The sequence below is a fragment of the Arthrobacter sp. 05N33_2 genome, assembly GCF_056397425.1.
This window is the reverse complement of record NZ_JBFTNJ010000069.1, coordinates 1-16,885: the sequence shown is the minus strand read 5'-3', so window position 1 is coordinate 16,885 and position 16,885 is coordinate 1. Positions and strand designations below refer to the sequence as shown.

Annotated in this window: 18 protein-coding genes; 12 read left to right on the top strand and 6 right to left on the bottom strand. The window is 67.2% G+C overall.

Annotated features, from left to right (window positions below; translation table 11 throughout):
• Positions 1–2,910: ATP-binding protein (locus AC1DHX_RS17870; protein WP_476900305.1), on the top strand; the 2,910-nt coding region annotated here is incomplete at its 5' end.
• A gap of 96 nt (positions 2,911–3,006) precedes the next feature.
• Here the strand turns inward: AC1DHX_RS17870 and AC1DHX_RS17865 are convergent.
• Together AC1DHX_RS17865 and AC1DHX_RS17860 are read right to left on the bottom strand one after the other, a co-directional pair.
• Entirely contained in the window at positions 3,007–3,501 is a 495-nt protein-coding gene (locus tag AC1DHX_RS17865) for an FBP domain-containing protein (RefSeq protein WP_476851702.1), read from the bottom strand.
• A gap of 119 nt (positions 3,502–3,620) precedes the next feature.
• On the bottom strand, positions 3,621–3,749 hold the full coding sequence (locus AC1DHX_RS17860; RefSeq protein WP_476851701.1) for a hypothetical protein: 129 nt from the start codon (positions 3,747–3,749) through the stop codon (positions 3,621–3,623).
• Positions 3,750–4,002: 253 nt separating this feature from the next.
• Here AC1DHX_RS17860 and AC1DHX_RS17855 point away from each other — a divergent pair, with 253 nt between their 5' ends.
• The 6 genes from AC1DHX_RS17855 to AC1DHX_RS17830 all read left to right on the top strand — a co-directional run bounded on the left by AC1DHX_RS17855 (position 4,003) and on the right by AC1DHX_RS17830 (position 10,652).
• Positions 4,003–5,112, top strand: coding sequence for an iron-siderophore ABC transporter substrate-binding protein (locus AC1DHX_RS17855; protein ID WP_476860469.1), 1,110 nt, complete (start codon positions 4,003–4,005; stop codon positions 5,110–5,112).
• Between the two features lie 9 nt (positions 5,113–5,121).
• Positions 5,122–6,189, top strand: a complete 1,068-nt coding sequence (locus AC1DHX_RS17850) for a FecCD family ABC transporter permease (protein ID WP_476860470.1) — start codon at positions 5,122–5,124, stop codon at positions 6,187–6,189.
• A gap of 134 nt (positions 6,190–6,323) precedes the next feature.
• Positions 6,324–7,361 (top strand): FecCD family ABC transporter permease, encoded by a 1,038-nt coding sequence (locus AC1DHX_RS17845; RefSeq protein WP_476860478.1) that lies wholly within the window; start codon positions 6,324–6,326, stop codon positions 7,359–7,361.
• 1 nt (position 7,362) lies between these two features.
• Entirely contained in the window at positions 7,363–8,193 is an 831-nt protein-coding gene (locus AC1DHX_RS17840; protein WP_476860471.1) for an ABC transporter ATP-binding protein, read from the top strand.
• A gap of 119 nt (positions 8,194–8,312) precedes the next feature.
• Positions 8,313–9,335 carry a siderophore-interacting protein gene (locus tag AC1DHX_RS17835; protein WP_476860472.1) on the top strand — a complete coding sequence of 341 codons (1,023 nt, stop codon included), beginning with the start codon at positions 8,313–8,315 and terminating at the stop codon, positions 9,333–9,335.
• Between the two features lie 462 nt (positions 9,336–9,797).
• Complete coding sequence (locus AC1DHX_RS17830; RefSeq protein ID WP_476860473.1) at positions 9,798–10,652, top strand: SGNH/GDSL hydrolase family protein; 855 nt, start codon at positions 9,798–9,800, stop codon at positions 10,650–10,652.
• Positions 10,653–10,662: 10 nt separating this feature from the next.
• Here the strand turns inward: AC1DHX_RS17830 and AC1DHX_RS17825 are convergent, their stop codons facing one another.
• Positions 10,663–10,950, bottom strand: coding sequence for a YciI family protein (locus AC1DHX_RS17825; protein WP_018776102.1), 288 nt, complete (start codon positions 10,948–10,950; stop codon positions 10,663–10,665).
• Positions 10,951–11,052: 102 nt separating this feature from the next.
• Here AC1DHX_RS17825 and AC1DHX_RS17820 point away from each other — a divergent pair, with 102 nt between their 5' ends.
• The gene (locus tag AC1DHX_RS17820) at positions 11,053–11,532 is read left to right on the top strand and encodes a MarR family winged helix-turn-helix transcriptional regulator (RefSeq protein WP_223915074.1); all 480 of its coding nucleotides are present in this window, start codon (positions 11,053–11,055) and stop codon (positions 11,530–11,532) included.
• 82 nt (positions 11,533–11,614) lie between these two features.
• On the top strand, positions 11,615–12,376 hold the full coding sequence (locus tag AC1DHX_RS17815; RefSeq protein WP_476860474.1) for an SGNH/GDSL hydrolase family protein: 762 nt from the start codon (positions 11,615–11,617) through the stop codon (positions 12,374–12,376).
• Between the two features lie 9 nt (positions 12,377–12,385).
• On the opposite strand, the gene AC1DHX_RS17810 is transcribed toward AC1DHX_RS17815, so the two are convergent.
• From AC1DHX_RS17810 to AC1DHX_RS17800, 3 genes are read right to left on the bottom strand one after another with little or no spacing between them, the layout of a single operon-like run.
• Positions 12,386–13,156, bottom strand: a complete 771-nt coding sequence (locus AC1DHX_RS17810; RefSeq protein WP_476860479.1) for an FAD:protein FMN transferase — start codon at positions 13,154–13,156, stop codon at positions 12,386–12,388.
• Positions 13,157–13,196: 40 nt separating this feature from the next.
• Positions 13,197–13,712, bottom strand: a complete 516-nt coding sequence (locus AC1DHX_RS17805) for an FMN-binding protein (RefSeq protein ID WP_476860475.1) — start codon at positions 13,710–13,712, stop codon at positions 13,197–13,199.
• Entirely contained in the window at positions 13,709–15,151 is a 1,443-nt protein-coding gene (locus AC1DHX_RS17800; RefSeq protein WP_476860476.1) for a ferredoxin reductase family protein, read from the bottom strand. Before AC1DHX_RS17800 ends, AC1DHX_RS17805 begins: the two co-directional genes overlap by 4 nt.
• Positions 15,152–15,652: 501 nt before the next feature.
• Here AC1DHX_RS17800 and rpmB point away from each other — a divergent pair.
• From rpmB to rpsN, 3 genes are read left to right on the top strand one after another with little or no spacing between them, the layout of a single operon-like run.
• Positions 15,653–15,889 (top strand): 50S ribosomal protein L28, encoded by a 237-nt coding sequence (gene rpmB / locus AC1DHX_RS17795; protein WP_011693744.1) that lies wholly within the window; start codon positions 15,653–15,655, stop codon positions 15,887–15,889.
• Positions 15,889–16,056: a 50S ribosomal protein L33 gene (gene rpmG / locus AC1DHX_RS17790; protein ID WP_003798558.1), complete on the top strand. Its 168-nt coding sequence runs from the start codon at positions 15,889–15,891 to the stop codon at positions 16,054–16,056. The genes rpmB and rpmG overlap by 1 nt, the downstream gene beginning before the upstream one ends.
• A 4-nt stretch (positions 16,057–16,060) precedes the next feature.
• The gene (gene rpsN / locus AC1DHX_RS17785; RefSeq protein ID WP_026266887.1) at positions 16,061–16,366 is read left to right on the top strand and encodes a 30S ribosomal protein S14; all 306 of its coding nucleotides are present in this window, start codon (positions 16,061–16,063) and stop codon (positions 16,364–16,366) included.
• The last annotated feature ends 519 nt before the right edge of the window (positions 16,367–16,885 follow it).

The window sequence follows — 16,885 nt, the reverse complement described above, 5'->3', positions numbered from 1 at the left end:
GATCAGGCCCTTCCGCTGCTGCGCGTTATCCAGGCCGGCAAGGGTCTCGGGGGCAGCGTCAACACCTTCTTCCGCGACCAGGTCCTCGATGCCCCTGCCACGCTGGCCGCGGCGGATGACGTCGTCGAGGAATTCAGCAACCTCATGTCCATCCGGCAGCGCCTCGAGGACGTCCGGCAGCAGCGCGACCAGCTGGCCCCCGTCCCCGGGCTGAACAAGGAATACGCTCAGGCGCTCCTGGACGCGAACCGGCTGCGGGATCTAACAGGTGAGGAATTCGAGGCTTACAAGCAGCAGCTCGCGGTCACTGTCCACGAGAAGACCCTGGCGCGGCTGAAGGAGCTGGCCCAGGCGAAGGCCACGGACCTGGCCGCCGAACGCGCTGTCCGTGACGGCTTCGCCAAGGAACTGCGCCAGCTGGAGGGCGAGTACAACAACCAGGGCGGCAACGCGATTTCCGCGATCGAGCAGTCCCTGGAGAACGCCCGGGTGGGGCTCAAGCTCCGGCAGGAAGTCGAGGCATCGACCCGCAAGGCGCTGACCGACGCCGGGCTGGAACTGCAGTGGTCGGCCGCCGGCTGGGATCAGGCCCACGAGCACGCCGCGGCACGCTCGGCTGAGCTCCAGGACGACTCCGAGGCGCTCAAGGAACTGCGCTTCGAGGCCTTTGATGGCCACGCCACCCGGAAGCGCGAACTCGCCGCGGCCCAGCAGGAGCTCGTCTCGCTGAAGACGCGCAAATCGTTGCTGCCGCCGTCGAGCATTGAAAACCGGAGCGCCATTGCCGCTGCCACGGGCGTGCCCGAGGAGCAGATGCCTTTCGGCGGCGAGTTGATCGACCTTGCCGAGGGCCAGGAACAGTGGCGCCCGGCTGCCGAGCGCGCGCTGCGGAGCCTGGCCACCACGCTGCTGGTCCCTGGCGAGCACTTCGCGGCAGTCACCCGTTACCTCAACGATCATTCCGTGCGCGGAGCGTTGCGTGCCGTGGACGTCTCCCGGCCCCTGGCCGGCGGTGCGCTGGCCGTGGAGGACGTGGCCGATCGCGACCTGCTGACCAAGCTCAGTTTCCTCACCGATGCCGGGCTGCCCGCCGGGCCACACGCCCAGGCGCTTGCGCAGTCCAGCGCCTGGCTCCGCGAACGGATTGCCCTCGACTTCGCCTACCCGTGTGTGGAAAACCCGGACGAGCTCGCCGGCCTGGACAAGGGCCTAAGCCTGGGCGGTGTGGTCAAGCGCAACCGCCACACGGTGGAAAAGGATGACCGCTTCACGTCCCGCCAGGACTACGTCCTCGGGTTCGACAATGCCGCCAAGCTCGAACTGGTGGCGGCCCAGGTTGAGGACCTGCAGCAGGAGCTGGCCAAGGCCGCCGAGCTGGCGCAAAGCCGGGAAGAGTCGCACCAGGGCATGACCCGGCAGCTTGAAGCCTTGCGCCGGGTGGCCGAGGACCACCGGCCCTGGGAACAGGTCTCGGCCGCCGTGGCCGGCGAGGAGCTCGCCCGGATCGAGCAGCGCCTCAAGGACGCCCTCGCCGCACAGGCCGACCTCGAACCGCTCCGCGCCAGCATCGAAGCCGCGCGGCACAAGCACCAGTCCAGCACCGAATCCGCGGCCGTGCTGCAAAGCGAGTACAAGGCCCTCGATGCGCGCATGACCGCCGCTGGTGCGCTGCTCGATGCCGCACGCACCCGGCTGGCGCAGGCACCGCCGTCGGACGCCGGCGTCGCCGCGCTGGAACCGTACTTCACCGGCTTCGGTGACGTCCTGGAGATGCACGAACTCGACAACCTCGCCAACCAGGTCCGCACCAGGCTCTTGGCCGAACTGCACGTCGCCGAGTCCCGCGGGCAGGCCACCTCGGAGCGCCTCACCCGCATTTTCGAGGGCTTCGTCCGGGAGTGGGGCACGGCGATATCCGCGGACCACGGCACCTCGATCGGCGCCGCGGGGGAGTTCGAATCCCGCTACCACGCGATTGTCAGCGACGGGCTGCCCGCCCAGGAGGCCGAGTTCCGGCAGTTCTTCAACCAGCGGACGCACGAATCCTTTTCCACCCTGCTGCACCTGCTCGACGAGGAGCGGCGCGCCATCACGAGCCGCATCCTGCCGCTGAACGGGATCCTGTCCGAGGTCAACTTCCACGAGGGCAGCTTCCTGGAACTCGACATCAAGCAGACGCTGCCGGCGACGGCGAAGCAGTTCAAGGACGCCATCCAGAACGCGCTCAAGGTCCGGCACACCCGGCCCGGGAAGGCGGTTACTGCAGCGTCCGCTGCTGCGTCCGGGGCGGAGGGGGACGACGACGCCGAGCTCACCACCCGCTACAAGTCGCTCGAAACGCTCGTGAAGCGGCTCGGCTCGCAGACCCCGGAGGACCGCCGCTGGCGGGCCGAAGTGCTGGACGTCCGCGGCCACCTGTTCATCCAGTGCAAGGAACACCGCGAAGTCCAGGGTGCCAGTTCCAAGGGCGCCGGTGCCAAGGGGGCAGCGAAGGGCGCGAAGAAGACCGAGGTCTACATGCACGCGGACACCGGCTCCATGTCCGGTGGCGAGCGGCAGCGCTTCACCGCATTCATCATGGCGGCGGCGCTGAGCTACCAGCTGGGCATCGCCGAGCAGGGCTTCACCACGTACGGCACGGTCATGATGGACGAGGCGTTCGTGCTCGCCTCGGAGGAATTCGCCGGCGCGGGCATCAAGGCGCTGCATGAGTTCGGCTTCCAGCTCCTGCTGGCCGCGCCGGAGAACGTCATCGACCTCTCCCGGCACCTTGGCTCGGTGACGGAGATCCTCCGGGACAAGCGCACCAACCGTTCCGGTGTCCTGACGGCTCCGGTGATCGCCGCACGTCCGGGCACGGAGGGCACCTGGCGCTCCGAGGCGAACCCCGTGGACATCGTCCTGCGCTGACCTCACCCCTCTCCCTTGAAGCAACGCGGGGTCACTTACGGCCCATAAACGCCTCCGGAATGGGCCGTAAGTGACCCCGCGTTGCTTGTGTCGGGGCTAATTGCCTTGGACGCGCTCCACGAACTGGGCCGTGCGGGCCACCAGCCCTTCGATCTGCCGCAGCACGACCGCGGCCGGGTCCGGGTTGATCTCGTTGGCCGCAGGCTCCACCCTGACATTGCGGCAGCACAGGAAATCGGCGCAGATCAGGGTGCCCAGCGTGTTGCCGTTGCGGCCGGACTGCCCGGCGCGCTTGGCCACCCACAGCAGGACGTCGTCCTTGGAGAACACGTCCCGGCACAGCTCGCAGAGCACGGAACGGTTCTTCTTGGCCCCGCCTTCAGGGGCCCGGAGCATGATGCCGGTGGGACCCTTCGGCCCCTGCACCACGAGATAGCCGCGGAGGGGCATCTTCGCGTCCCGCCAGGCCAGGAAGTCCAATGCTTCCCAGTCCAGGGTGTCGAAGCTCTTGGGCAGATTGAGTTTGGCGGCTTCCGAGCGGCTCGCGTTGATGAAGGACGAGCGGATCTGCTGCGCCGTGAATTTTTGCATGACGGACACTTTCGAAAATCGGATGGCTCCGGCCAGACGGGCGCGCGGCGCGCCAGGCGGATTGTGGGCAGAAGACTGCCAGCCTGCAACTCCGGTGTGGGGCAAGGCGTCTCGCGGGACTAGTCCGTGCTGGTCCGGGACTTCGCGGGAAGGGCCTGCGCGGGCGGGGCTGGCAGGAGCGCGGGCGCGTAGCAGGCCACAGCGGCCACCCCGCTGACCGTGGCAACAGTCATCGTCGCGATGTCCATGCCCACTTCCCCCGTCCCAACACATCACCGGTTCCGATTATCCGGCGAGCCCATCCTTGCAAAGCCCGGGATTCGTGTCCAGTTCGCATTCCGCCCCCGGCGGCTGGGCCTTGAGTAGTGCAACGAGGGGCGCATCGATGCTCCGGTGCACTTCAAAGGGCAATTGAGACAATTACGTTACTCAAACCTTTCTTAATTCTACAAAGGATAGGCTAGCCTTACTTAGGTTTGCATCACTTACCTAAGGAGTTCCGTGCCTTCCGCCCTTTTCACCCGTTCAGGCGGCCGCCCCGCCGGCCGCCGCCTCCGCAAGAGCGCAGGGCGGGCCGCAGCCCTCCTGGCCGCCGTCGCGCTGACCCTGACCGCCTGCTCTACCGGACCTGCCGGCTCGGCGGCGGCGGACGCTCCCTCCCAGCCGGCCAGCACCGTCTTCCCGGTGACCATCAAGCACGTCTTCGGCGAGACCACCATCAAGGAACAGCCCAAGCGCGTAGTCACCGTTTCCTGGGTCAACGACGACGTCGCGATCGCCCTCGGCGTGGTTCCCGTGGGCGTGCCCAAGAACGAATGGGGCGGTAACGACAAGGGCTCCACACCGTGGAAGGACGCCGCACTGGAAGAGCTCGGCGCCGGGTTCGGTTCCGCGAAGGCTCCCGTCCAGTTCTCCGAGGCTGACGGCATCAACTTCACCGAGATCGCCAAGCTGAACCCTGACGTCATCCTCGGCGCCTACTCCGGCCTAACGGAGGAGGACTACAAGAAGCTCAGCGAGATCGCCCCCGTCGTGGCGCACCCGGAGCTGGCCTACGGCACGCCGTGGCAGGACTCCACCGCCATCATCGGCAAGGCCCTTGGCAAGGAAGTCGAAGCCGCCAAGCTGGTCTCCGACACCGAGGCCACGATCAAGGACAAGGTCTCCAAGTACCCCCAGATCGCCGGCAAGTCCTTCATCTACGGCAACCTGGAACCGGACAAGAGCGACGGCGTCAACGTCTACACCGCCAACGACAACCGTCCCCGCTTCCTCAACGAAATCGGCATGAAGCTCGCATCCGTTGTCGAGGACAACTCCAAGGGCTCCAAGGAATTCTTCATCCCGTGGTCCGCCGAAAAGGCCAACGAACTCACCTCGGACATCTTCGTGACCTGGGTGCCGGATGCCGCCACCACCGACTCCATCAAGGCTGACCCGCTGCTGGGCCAGATCCCGGCCGTCAAGACCGGCGCGCTGGTTGCCGACTCGAACAACACGCTGACCCTGTCCATCTCCGCTTCCTCGCCGCTGAGCCTGCCGTGGTCCCTGGACACGTTCCTGCCGCAGCTGGCCGGCGCCGCGGACAAAGTCGCCGCCGCAGCGAAGTAACACGCTTCCATGACAATCAGTACGGCGACGGCGCCCGCCGGCAGTGTGCCCGGCGCACCTGTCGCCCCCGCCGGGAGGAAAGCCGCCGCCAAGCAGGCCGCCTGGCTGCTGGCCGCCGTCGTCGTCCTTGTCCTGGTCTTCGCGGCGTCCCTGGCTGTGGGTGCCCGCGGAGTCCCGCTCGGCACCGTCTGGCAGGCCCTGACGCAGTACGATCCCGCTGACGGCGACCACGCCGTCATCCACGCCCGCGTCCCCCGCACCGTGCTGGGTCTGTTGGCCGGCGGCGCCCTCGGACTGGCTGGCGCGGCCATGCAGGGGGTGGCCCGCAACCCGCTCGCGGACCCGGGGATCATCGGTGTCAACGCCGGCGCGGCCCTCTCCGTCGTCACCGGGATCTACGTCTTCGGCGTCTCGTCCCTGACCGGCTACATCTGGTTCGCGTTCATCGGCTCCGCGGCAGCCGCCGTCGTCGTCTACCTGATCGCGTCACTTGGCAGGGAAGGCGCGACGCCGGTCAAACTGGCACTGGCCGGCGCGGCCCTGAGCGCGGGGCTGTATTCGCTGATGAACCTCGTCCTGGTCTCCAGCCAGGACACCCTGGACCGGTTTCGCTTCTGGCAGGTGGGCGGGATCGCCGGCCGGGACTGGTCTGTGGTGCTGCCCGGGCTGCCGTTCCTGGCCGCCGGGGCGCTGATTGTGCTGTTCACCGGACGGATCCTTAACAGCCTGGCCCTCGGGGATGACATCGCCCGCGGCCTGGGCCAGCGCGTCGGACTGGTCCGCGCCGTCACCGCGCTGGGCATTGTGCTGCTCTGCGGCTCGGCCACGGCGCTGGCCGGGCCGATCGGATTCGTCGGCCTGGTGGTTCCGCACGCCGTCCGCTTCCTGACCGGCCCGGACTACCGCTGGATCCTGCCGTTCTCGCTGGTCCTGGCACCGGTGCTGCTCCTGCTGTCGGACGTGGTGGGCCGTGTCATCCTGTTGCCCGGCGAAGTCCCGGCGGGCATCATGACGGCGCTGGTGGGTGCGCCTGTCTTTGTGTGGCTGGTCCGCCGCGGGAAGGGGGCAGGGCTGTGAGCAAAGCAGACCTCGCCAACGTCAGGCGCGAGCTGGGGGAGAACGCACCCGCCGAGCGCGAACTGGCCGAACCGGCCGGCCCGGTCCGCGCCAATGTGGGGCCGCTGCGCAGTGCGCTGATGGGCCGTGTGCTGATGGGCCGTGTGTCGATGGGCCGGACGGCCTTGCTGGCCTTCGCCGTCGTTGTGCTCCTCGCCGTCAGCATCCTGCTGGGCAGCTACACCGTCACCGTCCCGGACTTCGTCAGGATCCTCACGGCCCACCTCACCGGTGGCGAGAGGATCCCCGGCGCCAGCTTCATCGTGATGGAAACCAAGCTGCCGCGGGCAGTCATCGGCACCATGATCGGCATTGCCTTCGGGCTCTCGGGCACCCTGTTCCAGACGATGCTGCGCAATCCACTGGCCAGTCCCGACGTGATCGGCATCAGCTACGGGGCCAGCGCGGCCGCCGTCACCGCCATCGTCGTTTTCGGCGCCTCCGGAGCGGCGGTGTCCGGCGCGGCACTGTGCGGGGCCGTGGCGGTAGCCGTCCTGATCTACACAATCTCGCGCAGCGGTTCCCTCGGATCTGGCGGCGGCAATCACTCCAACACAGCCGGAAGCCGGCTCATCCTGGCCGGCATCGGCATCGCCGCGGCACTGAACGCCGTGGTCAACTTCCTCATGACGCGGGCCGATATCCGCACCGCGGCCGAGGCCCTGATCTGGCTGAACGGATCCCTGAATTCCGCCAGCTGGGACCGTGCCGGAGTGCTGGCCCTGGCGCTTCTGGTCCTGGTGCCCGCCGCCGCCCTCCTCGCCGGCCCGCTGCGGATCCTGGAACTCGGAGACGACGCCGCCGCCGGGCTCGGCATCCGGGTGGGCATCACCCGGCTGGGCGTGGTGGCCGTTGCCGTCGCCCTCGCCGCCGTCGCCACTGCAGCCGCCGGGCCCGTGGCCTTCGTCGCCTTCCTGGCCGGCCCCATCGCGCGCCGCTTCACGGGCAAGGCCAGTCTTCCGGCCGGCGCGTTCGTCGGCGCCCTGATTGTCCTGGCCGCCGACTACTTCGCCGCCAACATCGCCCCCCTGCTGCTGGACGGCACCGTCCTTCCCGTCGGTGTGGTCACCGGCGCGCTGGGAGCACCGTTCCTGCTGTGGCTCCTGGTCACGGCCAACCGAAAGGACGCCTGACATGGCAGTTCTCAACGCCAAGGACCTGACGCTGCAGTACGACCAGCGCCGGGTGGTGGAAGGCCTCACGGCGGAGATTCCCGAGGGGAAGGTGACAATGATCGTGGGCGCCAACGCCTGCGGCAAATCCACGCTCCTCCGCGGCCTGTCCAGGCTGCTGAAGCCGGCCGGCGGCACCGTGACCCTGGACGGCAAGGACATCCATTCCCGCCCGGCCAAGGAACTCGCCCGCATCCTCGCCCTGCTCCCGCAGCACCCCACCGCCCCCGACGGCATTCTGGTCCGGGATCTCGTGGGCCGCGGACGCTACCCGCACCAGGGGTTCTTCCGCAGCTGGAGCGCGGGTGACGATCTCGCTGTGCACCGTGCGCTGGAAGTCACCGAAACCCTGGAGCTCGCCGAACGCAACGTCGACGAACTCTCGGGCGGGCAGCGTCAGCGCGTCTGGATCGCGATGGCGCTGGCCCAGGAAACCGACGTTCTGCTGCTCGACGAGCCAACCACCTACCTGGATCTGGCCCACCAGGTGGAGGTCCTGGACCTGATCACGGACCTGAACCGGCGCCGCGGCACCACCGTGGCAATCGTCCTGCACGACCTGAACCTGGCGGCCCGGTATGCGGACCACATCATCGCCATGAAAGGCGGACGGATCGTGGCCGAGGGCACCTCCGCCGACGTCGTCACCGAGGACCTGGTCCGAGACGTCTTCGGCCTGGACTCGCGGGTGCTGCCCGACCCCATTTCCGGCACGCCGTTGATCATCCCGCTCGGCCGGCACCACGCCGAGTTCCCAAAATCAGAAACAGCAACCCTGGAGTTGGTCCCATGAGGGCAGTTAACAGCAGTGCAACAGCCGGCAGTGCAACGGGCGGCACTGCAGCAGGCAGCAGCCAGTCGCGGATACGCCGTACTCCCTCTGGCGTAAGCAGCCAGCCGCCCAGCCAACCAATGACCCTGGCGTTCGACGTGACGGTCGCCGCGGTGCAGGAGCTCAGCCCCAACTTCCGCCGGATCACCTTCGGCGGATACTCCCTGCGTGGCTTCGGCGTCCACGGCGAAACCCTGGACCTGCGCGTGAAGCTGATGATCCCGTCCCTTGCCGGGGACAGCACCCAGCTGCCGCTGCCGGTGTTCCACATGGAGCAGTCCGGCTGGTACCAGGAATGGCTGGCCATGGATCCCGCGATCCGTGGCTCCATGCGCACCTACACAGTGCGGCAGGAACGCCTCGACTCCGTGTATCCGGAGATCGACGTCGACTTTGTCATGCACTTCGACGCCGCCGGAAACGGCGGGCCCGCCGCGAACTGGGCCCTGAACGCCAGGCCCGGCGACGCCCTCACCCTCATTGGACCCAACAACCGGGCCGCGCACTGTGTCACGGGGGAGACCTACTCCGGCATCGAATGGCGGCCGGGCCTGGCCCAGCGCGTACTGCTTGCCGGTGACGAGACCGCTGTCCCGGCCATCAGCGCCATCCTGGAAAGCCTCCCGTCGTACATCAGCGGACATGCGTTTCTTGAGGTCCCCGAGCCCGGCGACTTCCTGGATCTGAGGTCCGACGCCGACGTCGAAATCACCTGGCTGGCACGCGGCGCCTCGATCGGCCGCTCACGTCCGCACGGCGAACTCCTGCAGGAAGCCGTCCGCGCCGCTGTTCCCGAACCCGGCTGGGTCGGCCTCCGGCCGCCCTCTGATTCTGCGGCCGGCGGCGGGGCAGGGCCCGAACCCGATGACGTGAACGTGGACCAGGACATCCTCTGGGAGACCCCCGCCCGGATGGACGCCGCGATGATCGGAGCCGGCAAGAACCCGGACAAGCCCGCCGGGGCACTGCCGTTTTACGCCTGGATCGCCGGCGAAGCGGGCACCGTCAAGGAGTTGCGGCGGTACTTGGTGCGGGACGTGGGTATTGACCGGAAACAGGTCGCGTTCATGGGGTACTGGCGGCAGGGGAAAGCCGAGCTCTAACCGACGCTCCCGCAGGTCCTGCGGTTCTTGCCCCGACGCTCCCGCAGGTCCTTCCGGGCTTACGCCCGCCACCGCTGCTTTGCCGTCGCTCCCGTTGTGCAGGTTGCTGTGCGGCTTCGCCCGCAATCGCTGCTTTGCCGTCGCTTAGCGGTTGGACCCTTCCCAAACTTCGCAAGCTCAGTTCGGGGCCCTCGGGTCCGCCCTTCCTCCCGCCGCCTCGTTCGGCCGCGGGCGGCCTCCCTCGGCTCTGGTCGGCGATGCGCTCCTTTGCAAAACTGCGATTGCGGCCTTGGGGGCGGCTCACCTTCGCAAAGCATCGGCAGCGGTCGGGGGGCTCACCTTGGGTGCGTCCCATCTGTCACGTTGAGACTCATCTGTTGCGGTTGCGGCTCGCTCGGCCGGGTCATCTTGGGTTAACTCTCCCTTTCCCTGGCCGCTTTTTGCGGGGGTTAGTTTGGACGGATGGGTTCAGTTCCTTTGCTTCCGGATCGAGGCGGGCGGCGGGTCTTTGTTGCCTTGGGGGATTCCTTCACCGAGGGCGTGGGGGACTACGATCCCCGCTTCCCCAACGGCGTGCGGGGCTGGGCAGACCGGGTTGCGGAGAGGCTGGCCAAGGCGCAGCCGGGGTGGGAGTACGCCAATCTGGCCATCCGCAGCAAACGGCTGCGCCACATCGCCGGCGAACAGCTTGGTCCCGCCGTGGCCATGGAGCCGACCCTCGTCACGCTGTACGCGGGCGGCAACGACATCCTGGATTTCGGCACGGACATCGGGGCCCTCATGCGGGACTACGAGTCCCTGGTGGCTGCGCTCGCCGGCACTGGGGCAACCCTGGTGCTCTTCACCGGCTTCGACGTCAAGGTCTCGGCGCTGCTGGAGCCGCTGAAGAAACGCAACGCCTTCTATAACCGGCGCGTCCGCGAGATCGCCGGCCGCTACGGCGCGGTGCTGGTGGACTACTGGTGCTTCGACGCCTTCCATGACCCGCGGATGTGGGATTCGGACCGGCTGCATATGTCCAAGGCAGGCCACAAATACCTCGCCTCACAGGTCCTGGACCACCTCGGCGTGCCGCACAAGATCAAACCCAGGGAATGGGAGCCGCCCGTGAAACCGGGCCTGCGGGAGTGGGAACGCCGGCAGCGCCGCTGGGTCCGCGACTGGGTATTGCCGTTGTTCGGGCGGAAGCTCCGCGGCGTAACCCTCGGCGATCAGCTCCGGCCGCGCTGGCCCGAACCCGTGCGGGTCCCGCGCAAGGGCGGCCTGAAGAAACTGCTGCCCGACCAGCGCGCCAGCGGCCAGCCCGGCGCCGGGTAGCCGCCGGGACTTAGCTGTCCAGCAGGTTTTCGTAGCCCGGAGCCACCCTGTTGGCGTGGAACTCCATGACCTCGAATTCAGCCACACCGTTGACGTAGAACGGGTCCTTGGCCAGGGCGGCGTCAAGGCTGGCCCGGTCCGCGTTCGAGAGCAACAGACCGCCGGTGCGGGGGATTTTGCGCCCCGCGACCATGAAGACGCCGTCGTCGAAGGCTGCCTGCAGCCACGTCACGTGCGCCGGAAGATGGAACTCCACAATGTCCTCGGGGACTTTGTATGTCAGGGAGACTACGTACATGCGGCCAGCCTACCGGTAGCTGGCCACGGACAGGCGGGAAGTTTTCCGGAATTGCCCGGCTGAAGTTGAATCGTCAAGCTTCCAGTCTCCTAGAATGTAGCCATGACAGAACCCCGCTGGCTCAACGCCGACGAACGCCGGGCCTGGCTGGCCCAGCTCAGCATCAACACCATGCTGCCGGCCGCCCTGGACACCCAGCTCCACGCCGCGGGCAAGCTTTCCCTGTTCGACTACAACGTGCTGGCGATGCTTTCCGAGGCCGAAGGGCGCTTCCTGCCCATGAGTGAGCTCGCCGCGCGCACCAGCGCCTCCCTGTCCCGGCTCTCGCATGTGGTCACCAAGCTGCAGAACCGCGGCTGGCTGGAGCGCAGGCCGCACCCGGGCGACGCCCGCGTGACCACGGCCCACCTGACCGATGCCGGAATGCAGACTATTGTGAAACTCGCCCCGGGGCATGTCGAGGCGGTCCGCTCACTGTTCCTCGACGCCCTGAGCCCCGAGGACGTCGCGGACCTGGCCCGGATCGGCGAAAAGATCGTGGCCCGACTCGACGACGACCACTGGATCCTGCGCGACATCTAAGCGCGACAGCCGAAGGCGCCGCAGTCCGACGTCGGGCATCACCGTCTTTGTTGCTCACGGCAACTGCTGGCAGACTGGATCCATGGATTTCACGTCCCGCTATGTAGCCCTTGGAGACTCCTTTACGGAAGGCGTCGGCGACGACGACCCTACCCGGCCCAACGGTGTCCGGGGCTGGGCGGACCGGGTGGCAGAGGGGCTTGGCGCCGCCGATCCCGGCTTCGGGTACGCGAATCTTGCCATCCGCGGACGGAAACTCCGCCAGATCCTGGCCGAACAGGTCGATGCCGCCGTCGCCCTCAATCCCACCCTGGTCAGCATCTACGCTGGCGCCAACGACATCCTCCGGCCCAAGGTCGACATCGATGACCTGCTGGCCGAATACGATGCCGGGATCCGCAAGCTCACGGCCACCGGCGCCACCGTGGTGATGTTCACCGGCTTCGATGCGCGGGGTTCCAAGATTTTCGGCACCATGCGCGGCCGTACGGCCATCTACAACGAACTGGTTCGCGGCATCGCCGGGGACCACGGGGCCCTGCTGGTCGACTATTGGCGTTTCAGCGAGTACTACGACTGGGGCATGTGGGCCACGGACCGGATGCACATGTCTGCCGCCGGCCACGCGAACATGGCCAAGCGCGTCCTCACGGTGCTGGCACACGAGCACTCGATTGACGTCCCGCCCATGACGCCGGTTCCCGAGCTGAGCCGGGTGGACGCCCTCCGCGCGAATGCCCGGTGGGTCCGCGAATGCGCCGGCCCGTGGGTTGTCCGGCGCGTCACCGGCAAGTCGTCCGGCGACGGCCTGGAGCCGAAGTACGGCCAGCTGACCCACCTGTAGAACGGCACCCTAGGCGCGGAACCCCGGCGTCGCGAGCAGTTCCCCGTTGCGGCGGACGGCGAGGACATCGATCTCCCAACCGTCCGTGGCCCGGTGCAGCATCGCGGTCCCGCCGGCCACGATCGCCGTCGCGAGCACATCGGCGGTGACAATGTCTGCCGCGGCCACGGAGACCTGGGCGAACCCGGCGCCGGAGGAGCCCGCGGCCCGGCTTCCGGCTCCTGCTGCCCAGATATGGTCACCCCGCTCCGCTGAGCCCGACGTCGCAAGGGCGCACCGGGGGCCAGGTCCGCCCAGCTCGTAGGCGGCAAGCAGCGCCGAGCGGTCCAGCGGGTCAACGACGCCGGCCGCCCACGCGGTTCCGCTGCCCGGCACGGGCGAGCCCATCACCAACACGTCGCCGCCGGCATTCAGGCACCAGTCGGTGATCCCGCGGCTCCGCAACGCCTCACCGGCCTGCCCGACCGCGTAGCCCTTGATAAGCCCCGAAAGGTCCAGCACACCGTCGGGCCGCTCCGGGGAGAACGCGCCCTCCGTCCTGAGCCGCCAGCCGAGCGCCTCCGCGTAGCGGTCCCGCATCGCGGCGGATGAGTCCCGCAGGGAAAGCTCGCCGCGCGCCAGCCGGCTGGCCTCCGAATCGGGGCGGTACAGGCTGAAGGTTTCGTCCAACCCGGCAAAGACGCGCTCGACGGCGGCGCTTGCGGCGTCGAGCCCGCCCTCCCCGCCCACAGTTTCCGGGACGGCCCCCGCTGGAACGGTCAGGCTGATGACTGTGCCCATCGAGCCAAACGTCCTGGCCCGCAGGGCAGAGCCGCCCAGCTCAGAGGTTGGCTGCATCGAGGGCCGCCTGCAGGGAGTTCAAGTACGCCTCGGAAGTCACCGTGGCACCACTGATGGTCTGCACATCCGCGGATTGGGATTGGAGCACTTCGGCGCGCAGGAGCGGGGCGGCCCGGTTGCTGATCTGCACGGACTTTCGTTCAGCATCGGTCAGCTGCAGCGCCGTGACGTCGGTGATCTTTCCGGCTTGAACCGTGATTTGCACCTGCACGGAGCCGAACCGGGTCTGGACGACCGAGCCAGGGTACGTCCCTACGGCCTTGGCCGAGGCCCCTGTGGTGCCCGCACCCGACGCGCCGGACGAACCCGTGGAGCCGGACGTTCCGCTTGAGCCGGACGTTCCGCTTGAGCCGGACGAACCCGTGGACCCGGTGGTCCCGGCGGCCGCGCTTGCGACGGAGCTGCCGGTATTGGCTACATGGACGCCGGACTGCCAGCCGGCGATGAGGATGCCGGCGGAGGCCAGGGCGGCTGAAACTGCTGCGCGGGTTCTCACCAGTCGAACCTTTCGTAGTGGATTTGGTCTTCCCGGACGCCGGCTGCGCGGGCGTCTTCAAGCACGTTGTCTGCCCAGGCGGAGGGGCCGCAGACGTACACGTCGGCGTCGGCGATCTTCGGGTCATAACTGGCAAGCCGGTGGCCGGCACGGGCGGCGTGCTCCGGAAGCCAGGTCTGGATGCCGGCCGGGCGGGAGCCGGTCAAGTGGAAGAGCGTGGCGCCGCGGCGCCGGCAGAGGTCGAGGATCTCCTCGCCCAGGTAGAGCTCGGATTCACTGTGGCCGCGGAGGATGACAGTGGCGTTGCCGGGCTGGAATGGCGTGCTCTCCAGCAGGGCACGAACCGGCGTGATGCCAATTCCGGCTCCCACCATGACCACATGGGTGCGGCTCCGCGCGGACGTGCTGAACAGCCCGTACGGTCCCTCCACTGCCACCTTGGTGCCGGGCTTCAGCGACGCCAGCTGGGATGACCCCTTGCCCAGGTTGCGGACAGTGATCCTCAGCGTGCCCTGGCCGGCGGCGTCGAAGTGGACGGGTTCGGCGGACAGGCTGAACGGATGCGGATGCCACCACAGGCCCGGAGCCAGGAACCGCCAGATAAAGAACCGGCCGCCACTGCCTGTCAGCTCGTCCAGTCGAAGGCCGGACATTTCAATGCTGACCACCCCGGGGGCCACCCGCACCACGCGCTTGACGGTCAACTGGTGCCTGAGTGTTGCCACCACAGGCTGGACCACCCGGTAGTAGAGGAGTGCGGCGCCGGTCGCGATGCAGAGGGCCAGCCAGTACCAGCGCTGCCAGGTTCCCTCGGCAAAGAGAGCGCCCACGCTGAACTGGTGGGGGAGTGAGGTCAGGACGGCCGCGTATGTCAGGAGGTGGACGGCGTACCAGAATTCGTAAGGGAACCGACGTCGGACGGCTACCAGGGAGGTGACGACGACGGCGATGAACAGGAGCATGGAAATGTAGGCCAGCCACATGTCAGGCACAAGGTCCCAGAGGGCAACCGACTCGCTGACGGGGTCCAGCCCTTCCGCCATGCCGTAGCCGATCGCAATGAGGACTCCGTGGGCCAGCAGCAGGTACAGGGCCGGTTTGCCCAGCTTGCGGTGAAACTCAAGGGCGCGGTCGTGGCCGACTGTCTGGTCGATGAGTGGGATTCGGGCCGCCAGCAGCAGCATGAGAAGCACCAGGTCCATGCCGGCGAGGCCGGCTACAATCCCCAGCGCGGTGAAGGAACCGGCTGGAGTCGAGAAGCCGGCCATTCCGCCGTCGGCCAGCCACAAGGCGACCGCGCCGGCCAGCGACGTCCAGAAAAGGACCGTCAGCAGATCCGCTCTTAGCAACCGCCGGCGGTACTGCGCCCTGAAGGGGTTCGCAGCGCCGCCGGAGCTGCGGCGAATCCCGGGACGGTTCGTCAGAAGTTGTGTGTTCATGGATCCAGAATTGCCCCCCTGCCTATCATTTCGCTGTGAAAAGCCTTCGTCGGGCATATGACTCGGGAGGGCACCGGCCCGACGCCTGCACTGGCTGTGGGGCACTGCCCTATACACCATTCAGCGCCGGATTGGTCTTTAAATCGCCGAACTCGTAGACTTGGTAGGCGCTAGGTGGCGCGGAGCGTGCGCAATTGCTCCGGTTGGCAGGACCCGTCTGAAAAATCGACGGTCCTGGCGGCCGGTAGTTAGGGGCTCAAGTTGCGCGCATTCCTGTATTCGCCCAGCATCCCGGCACTTCGCAATGACGGTCCAACAGATCGCCGGCGCCAGGTGCCCGTGGCCCACAATCTTCGCCGCAGTGAGGAAGCAGACGGTTTGTGCCGTCTGAATCCCGCGGACAACGACGGTTGGGGGAGGGGGCCGGATGCGGACGCCGCCCAACGCACGGTCAACGGGAACTCCGTTAGCCGTTTCATTTATTTTTTGAGGAGAGTCGTCATGGCAGCACACTGCCAGGTGACCGGAGCCGAGCCGGGCTTTGGACACAGCATTTCGCACTCGCACCGTCGCAACAAGCGCCGGTTCGACCCGAACATCCAGAAGAAGCGCTACTGGGTTCCGTCCCTGCGCCGTAATGTCACGCTGCAGGTTTCTGCTCGTGGCATCAAGACCATCGACGTACGCGGCATTGACGTAGTCGTCGCCGCCATCCTGGCACGAGGAGTGAAGCTCTAATGGCAAAGGATAAGGACGTACGTCCGATCATCAAGCTGAAGTCGACCGCGGGCACGGGCTACACCTACGTGACGCGCAAGAACCGTCGTAACGACCCGGACCGTCTGGTCCTGAAGAAGTACGACCCCAAAATCCGCCAGCACGTCGAATTCCGAGAGGAGCGCTAAACACATGGCTAAGAAGTCAATGATCGCTAAGAACGAACAGCGTAAAGTCATCGTCGAGCGTTACGCTGCAAAGCGCCTCGAACTGAAGAAGGCTCTGGTTGATCCCAACTCAACCGACGAAGTACGCGAAGCCGCTCGCCTCGGCCTGCAGAAGCTGCCCCGCAACGCCTCGCCGGTACGTCTGCGTAACCGCGACATCATCGATGGCCGTCCGCGCGGTACCTTCCAGAAGTTCGGCATCTCCCGTGTTCGCTTCCGCGACATGGCTCACCGCGGTGAGCTCCCGGGCATCACGAAGTCTTCCTGGTAATTCAGTACTCCTGAAGCCAGTGGCTTGAAGAAGGGCCGGCAACCATTTGGTTGCCGGCCCTTCTCGCGTTTAAGGACTTGGCGGTTTCACGCCCCCCACTGTTCCCTTCGGCGGTGACGCACCACACACTGCTGGCTTACGACGCCGGCGGGCCTGGTTGGGTGGTTTTGGGTTGTGGTGGCGGGGTTTTTGGGTGGTGGGGTGGGTGTGGGGGGTGGAGTTGCGGTGGGGGCGTGGTGGGTGTATTGTTTTCTAAGTCGCCGCGAGGGAGACCAGCGSAAATGCTGGGAACCGGAGGCGGCCAATCCCCTAAATTTCAAGACCGGATCTGGTCGGCGTTTTGTGCGCTCTGGGTTCGGGTGGGGCGGGTTGGATGGTTTGTGGGTCGCGGAAACGCTGATTTGCAAAGCGGTCCGGACTCGGGTAAGTTTGAAAAGTTGCTCCGGAGCGATCCTTGACTGTTTGTTGGTTGTGGTGGTGCCGGGTGTGTCTGTTGTTTGAGAACTCAATAGTGTGCCA

What these genes read in the sequence shown, in the direction of transcription:
- AC1DHX_RS17800 (WP_476860476.1), bottom strand. Translation starts at nt 15,151, where the DNA reads ATGAACACACAACTTCTGACGAACCGTCCCGGGATTCGCCGCAGCTCC.
- AC1DHX_RS17820 (WP_223915074.1), top strand. Translation starts at nt 11,053, where the DNA reads ATGACAGAACCCCGCTGGCTCAACGCCGACGAACGCCGGGCCTGGCTG.
- rpsN (WP_026266887.1), top strand. Translation starts at nt 16,061, where the DNA reads ATGGCTAAGAAGTCAATGATCGCTAAGAACGAACAGCGTAAAGTCATC.
- AC1DHX_RS17825 (WP_018776102.1), bottom strand. Translation starts at nt 10,950, where the DNA reads ATGTACGTAGTCTCCCTGACATACAAAGTCCCCGAGGACATTGTGGAG.
- AC1DHX_RS17845 (WP_476860478.1), top strand. Translation starts at nt 6,324, where the DNA reads ATGGGCCGTGTGTCGATGGGCCGGACGGCCTTGCTGGCCTTCGCCGTC.
- AC1DHX_RS17815 (WP_476860474.1), top strand. Translation starts at nt 11,615, where the DNA reads ATGGATTTCACGTCCCGCTATGTAGCCCTTGGAGACTCCTTTACGGAA.
- AC1DHX_RS17830 (WP_476860473.1), top strand. Translation starts at nt 9,798, where the DNA reads ATGGGTTCAGTTCCTTTGCTTCCGGATCGAGGCGGGCGGCGGGTCTTT.
- AC1DHX_RS17850 (WP_476860470.1), top strand. Translation starts at nt 5,122, where the DNA reads ATGACAATCAGTACGGCGACGGCGCCCGCCGGCAGTGTGCCCGGCGCA.
- AC1DHX_RS17840 (WP_476860471.1), top strand. Translation starts at nt 7,363, where the DNA reads ATGGCAGTTCTCAACGCCAAGGACCTGACGCTGCAGTACGACCAGCGC.
- AC1DHX_RS17835 (WP_476860472.1), top strand. Translation starts at nt 8,313, where the DNA reads ATGACCCTGGCGTTCGACGTGACGGTCGCCGCGGTGCAGGAGCTCAGC.
- rpmG (WP_003798558.1), top strand. Translation starts at nt 15,889, where the DNA reads ATGGCAAAGGATAAGGACGTACGTCCGATCATCAAGCTGAAGTCGACC.
- AC1DHX_RS17860 (WP_476851701.1), bottom strand. Translation starts at nt 3,749, where the DNA reads ATGGACATCGCGACGATGACTGTTGCCACGGTCAGCGGGGTGGCCGCT.
- AC1DHX_RS17810 (WP_476860479.1), bottom strand. Translation starts at nt 13,156, where the DNA reads ATGGGCACAGTCATCAGCCTGACCGTTCCAGCGGGGGCCGTCCCGGAA.
- AC1DHX_RS17865 (WP_476851702.1), bottom strand. Translation starts at nt 3,501, where the DNA reads ATGCAAAAATTCACGGCGCAGCAGATCCGCTCGTCCTTCATCAACGCG.
- rpmB (WP_011693744.1), top strand. Translation starts at nt 15,653, where the DNA reads ATGGCAGCACACTGCCAGGTGACCGGAGCCGAGCCGGGCTTTGGACAC.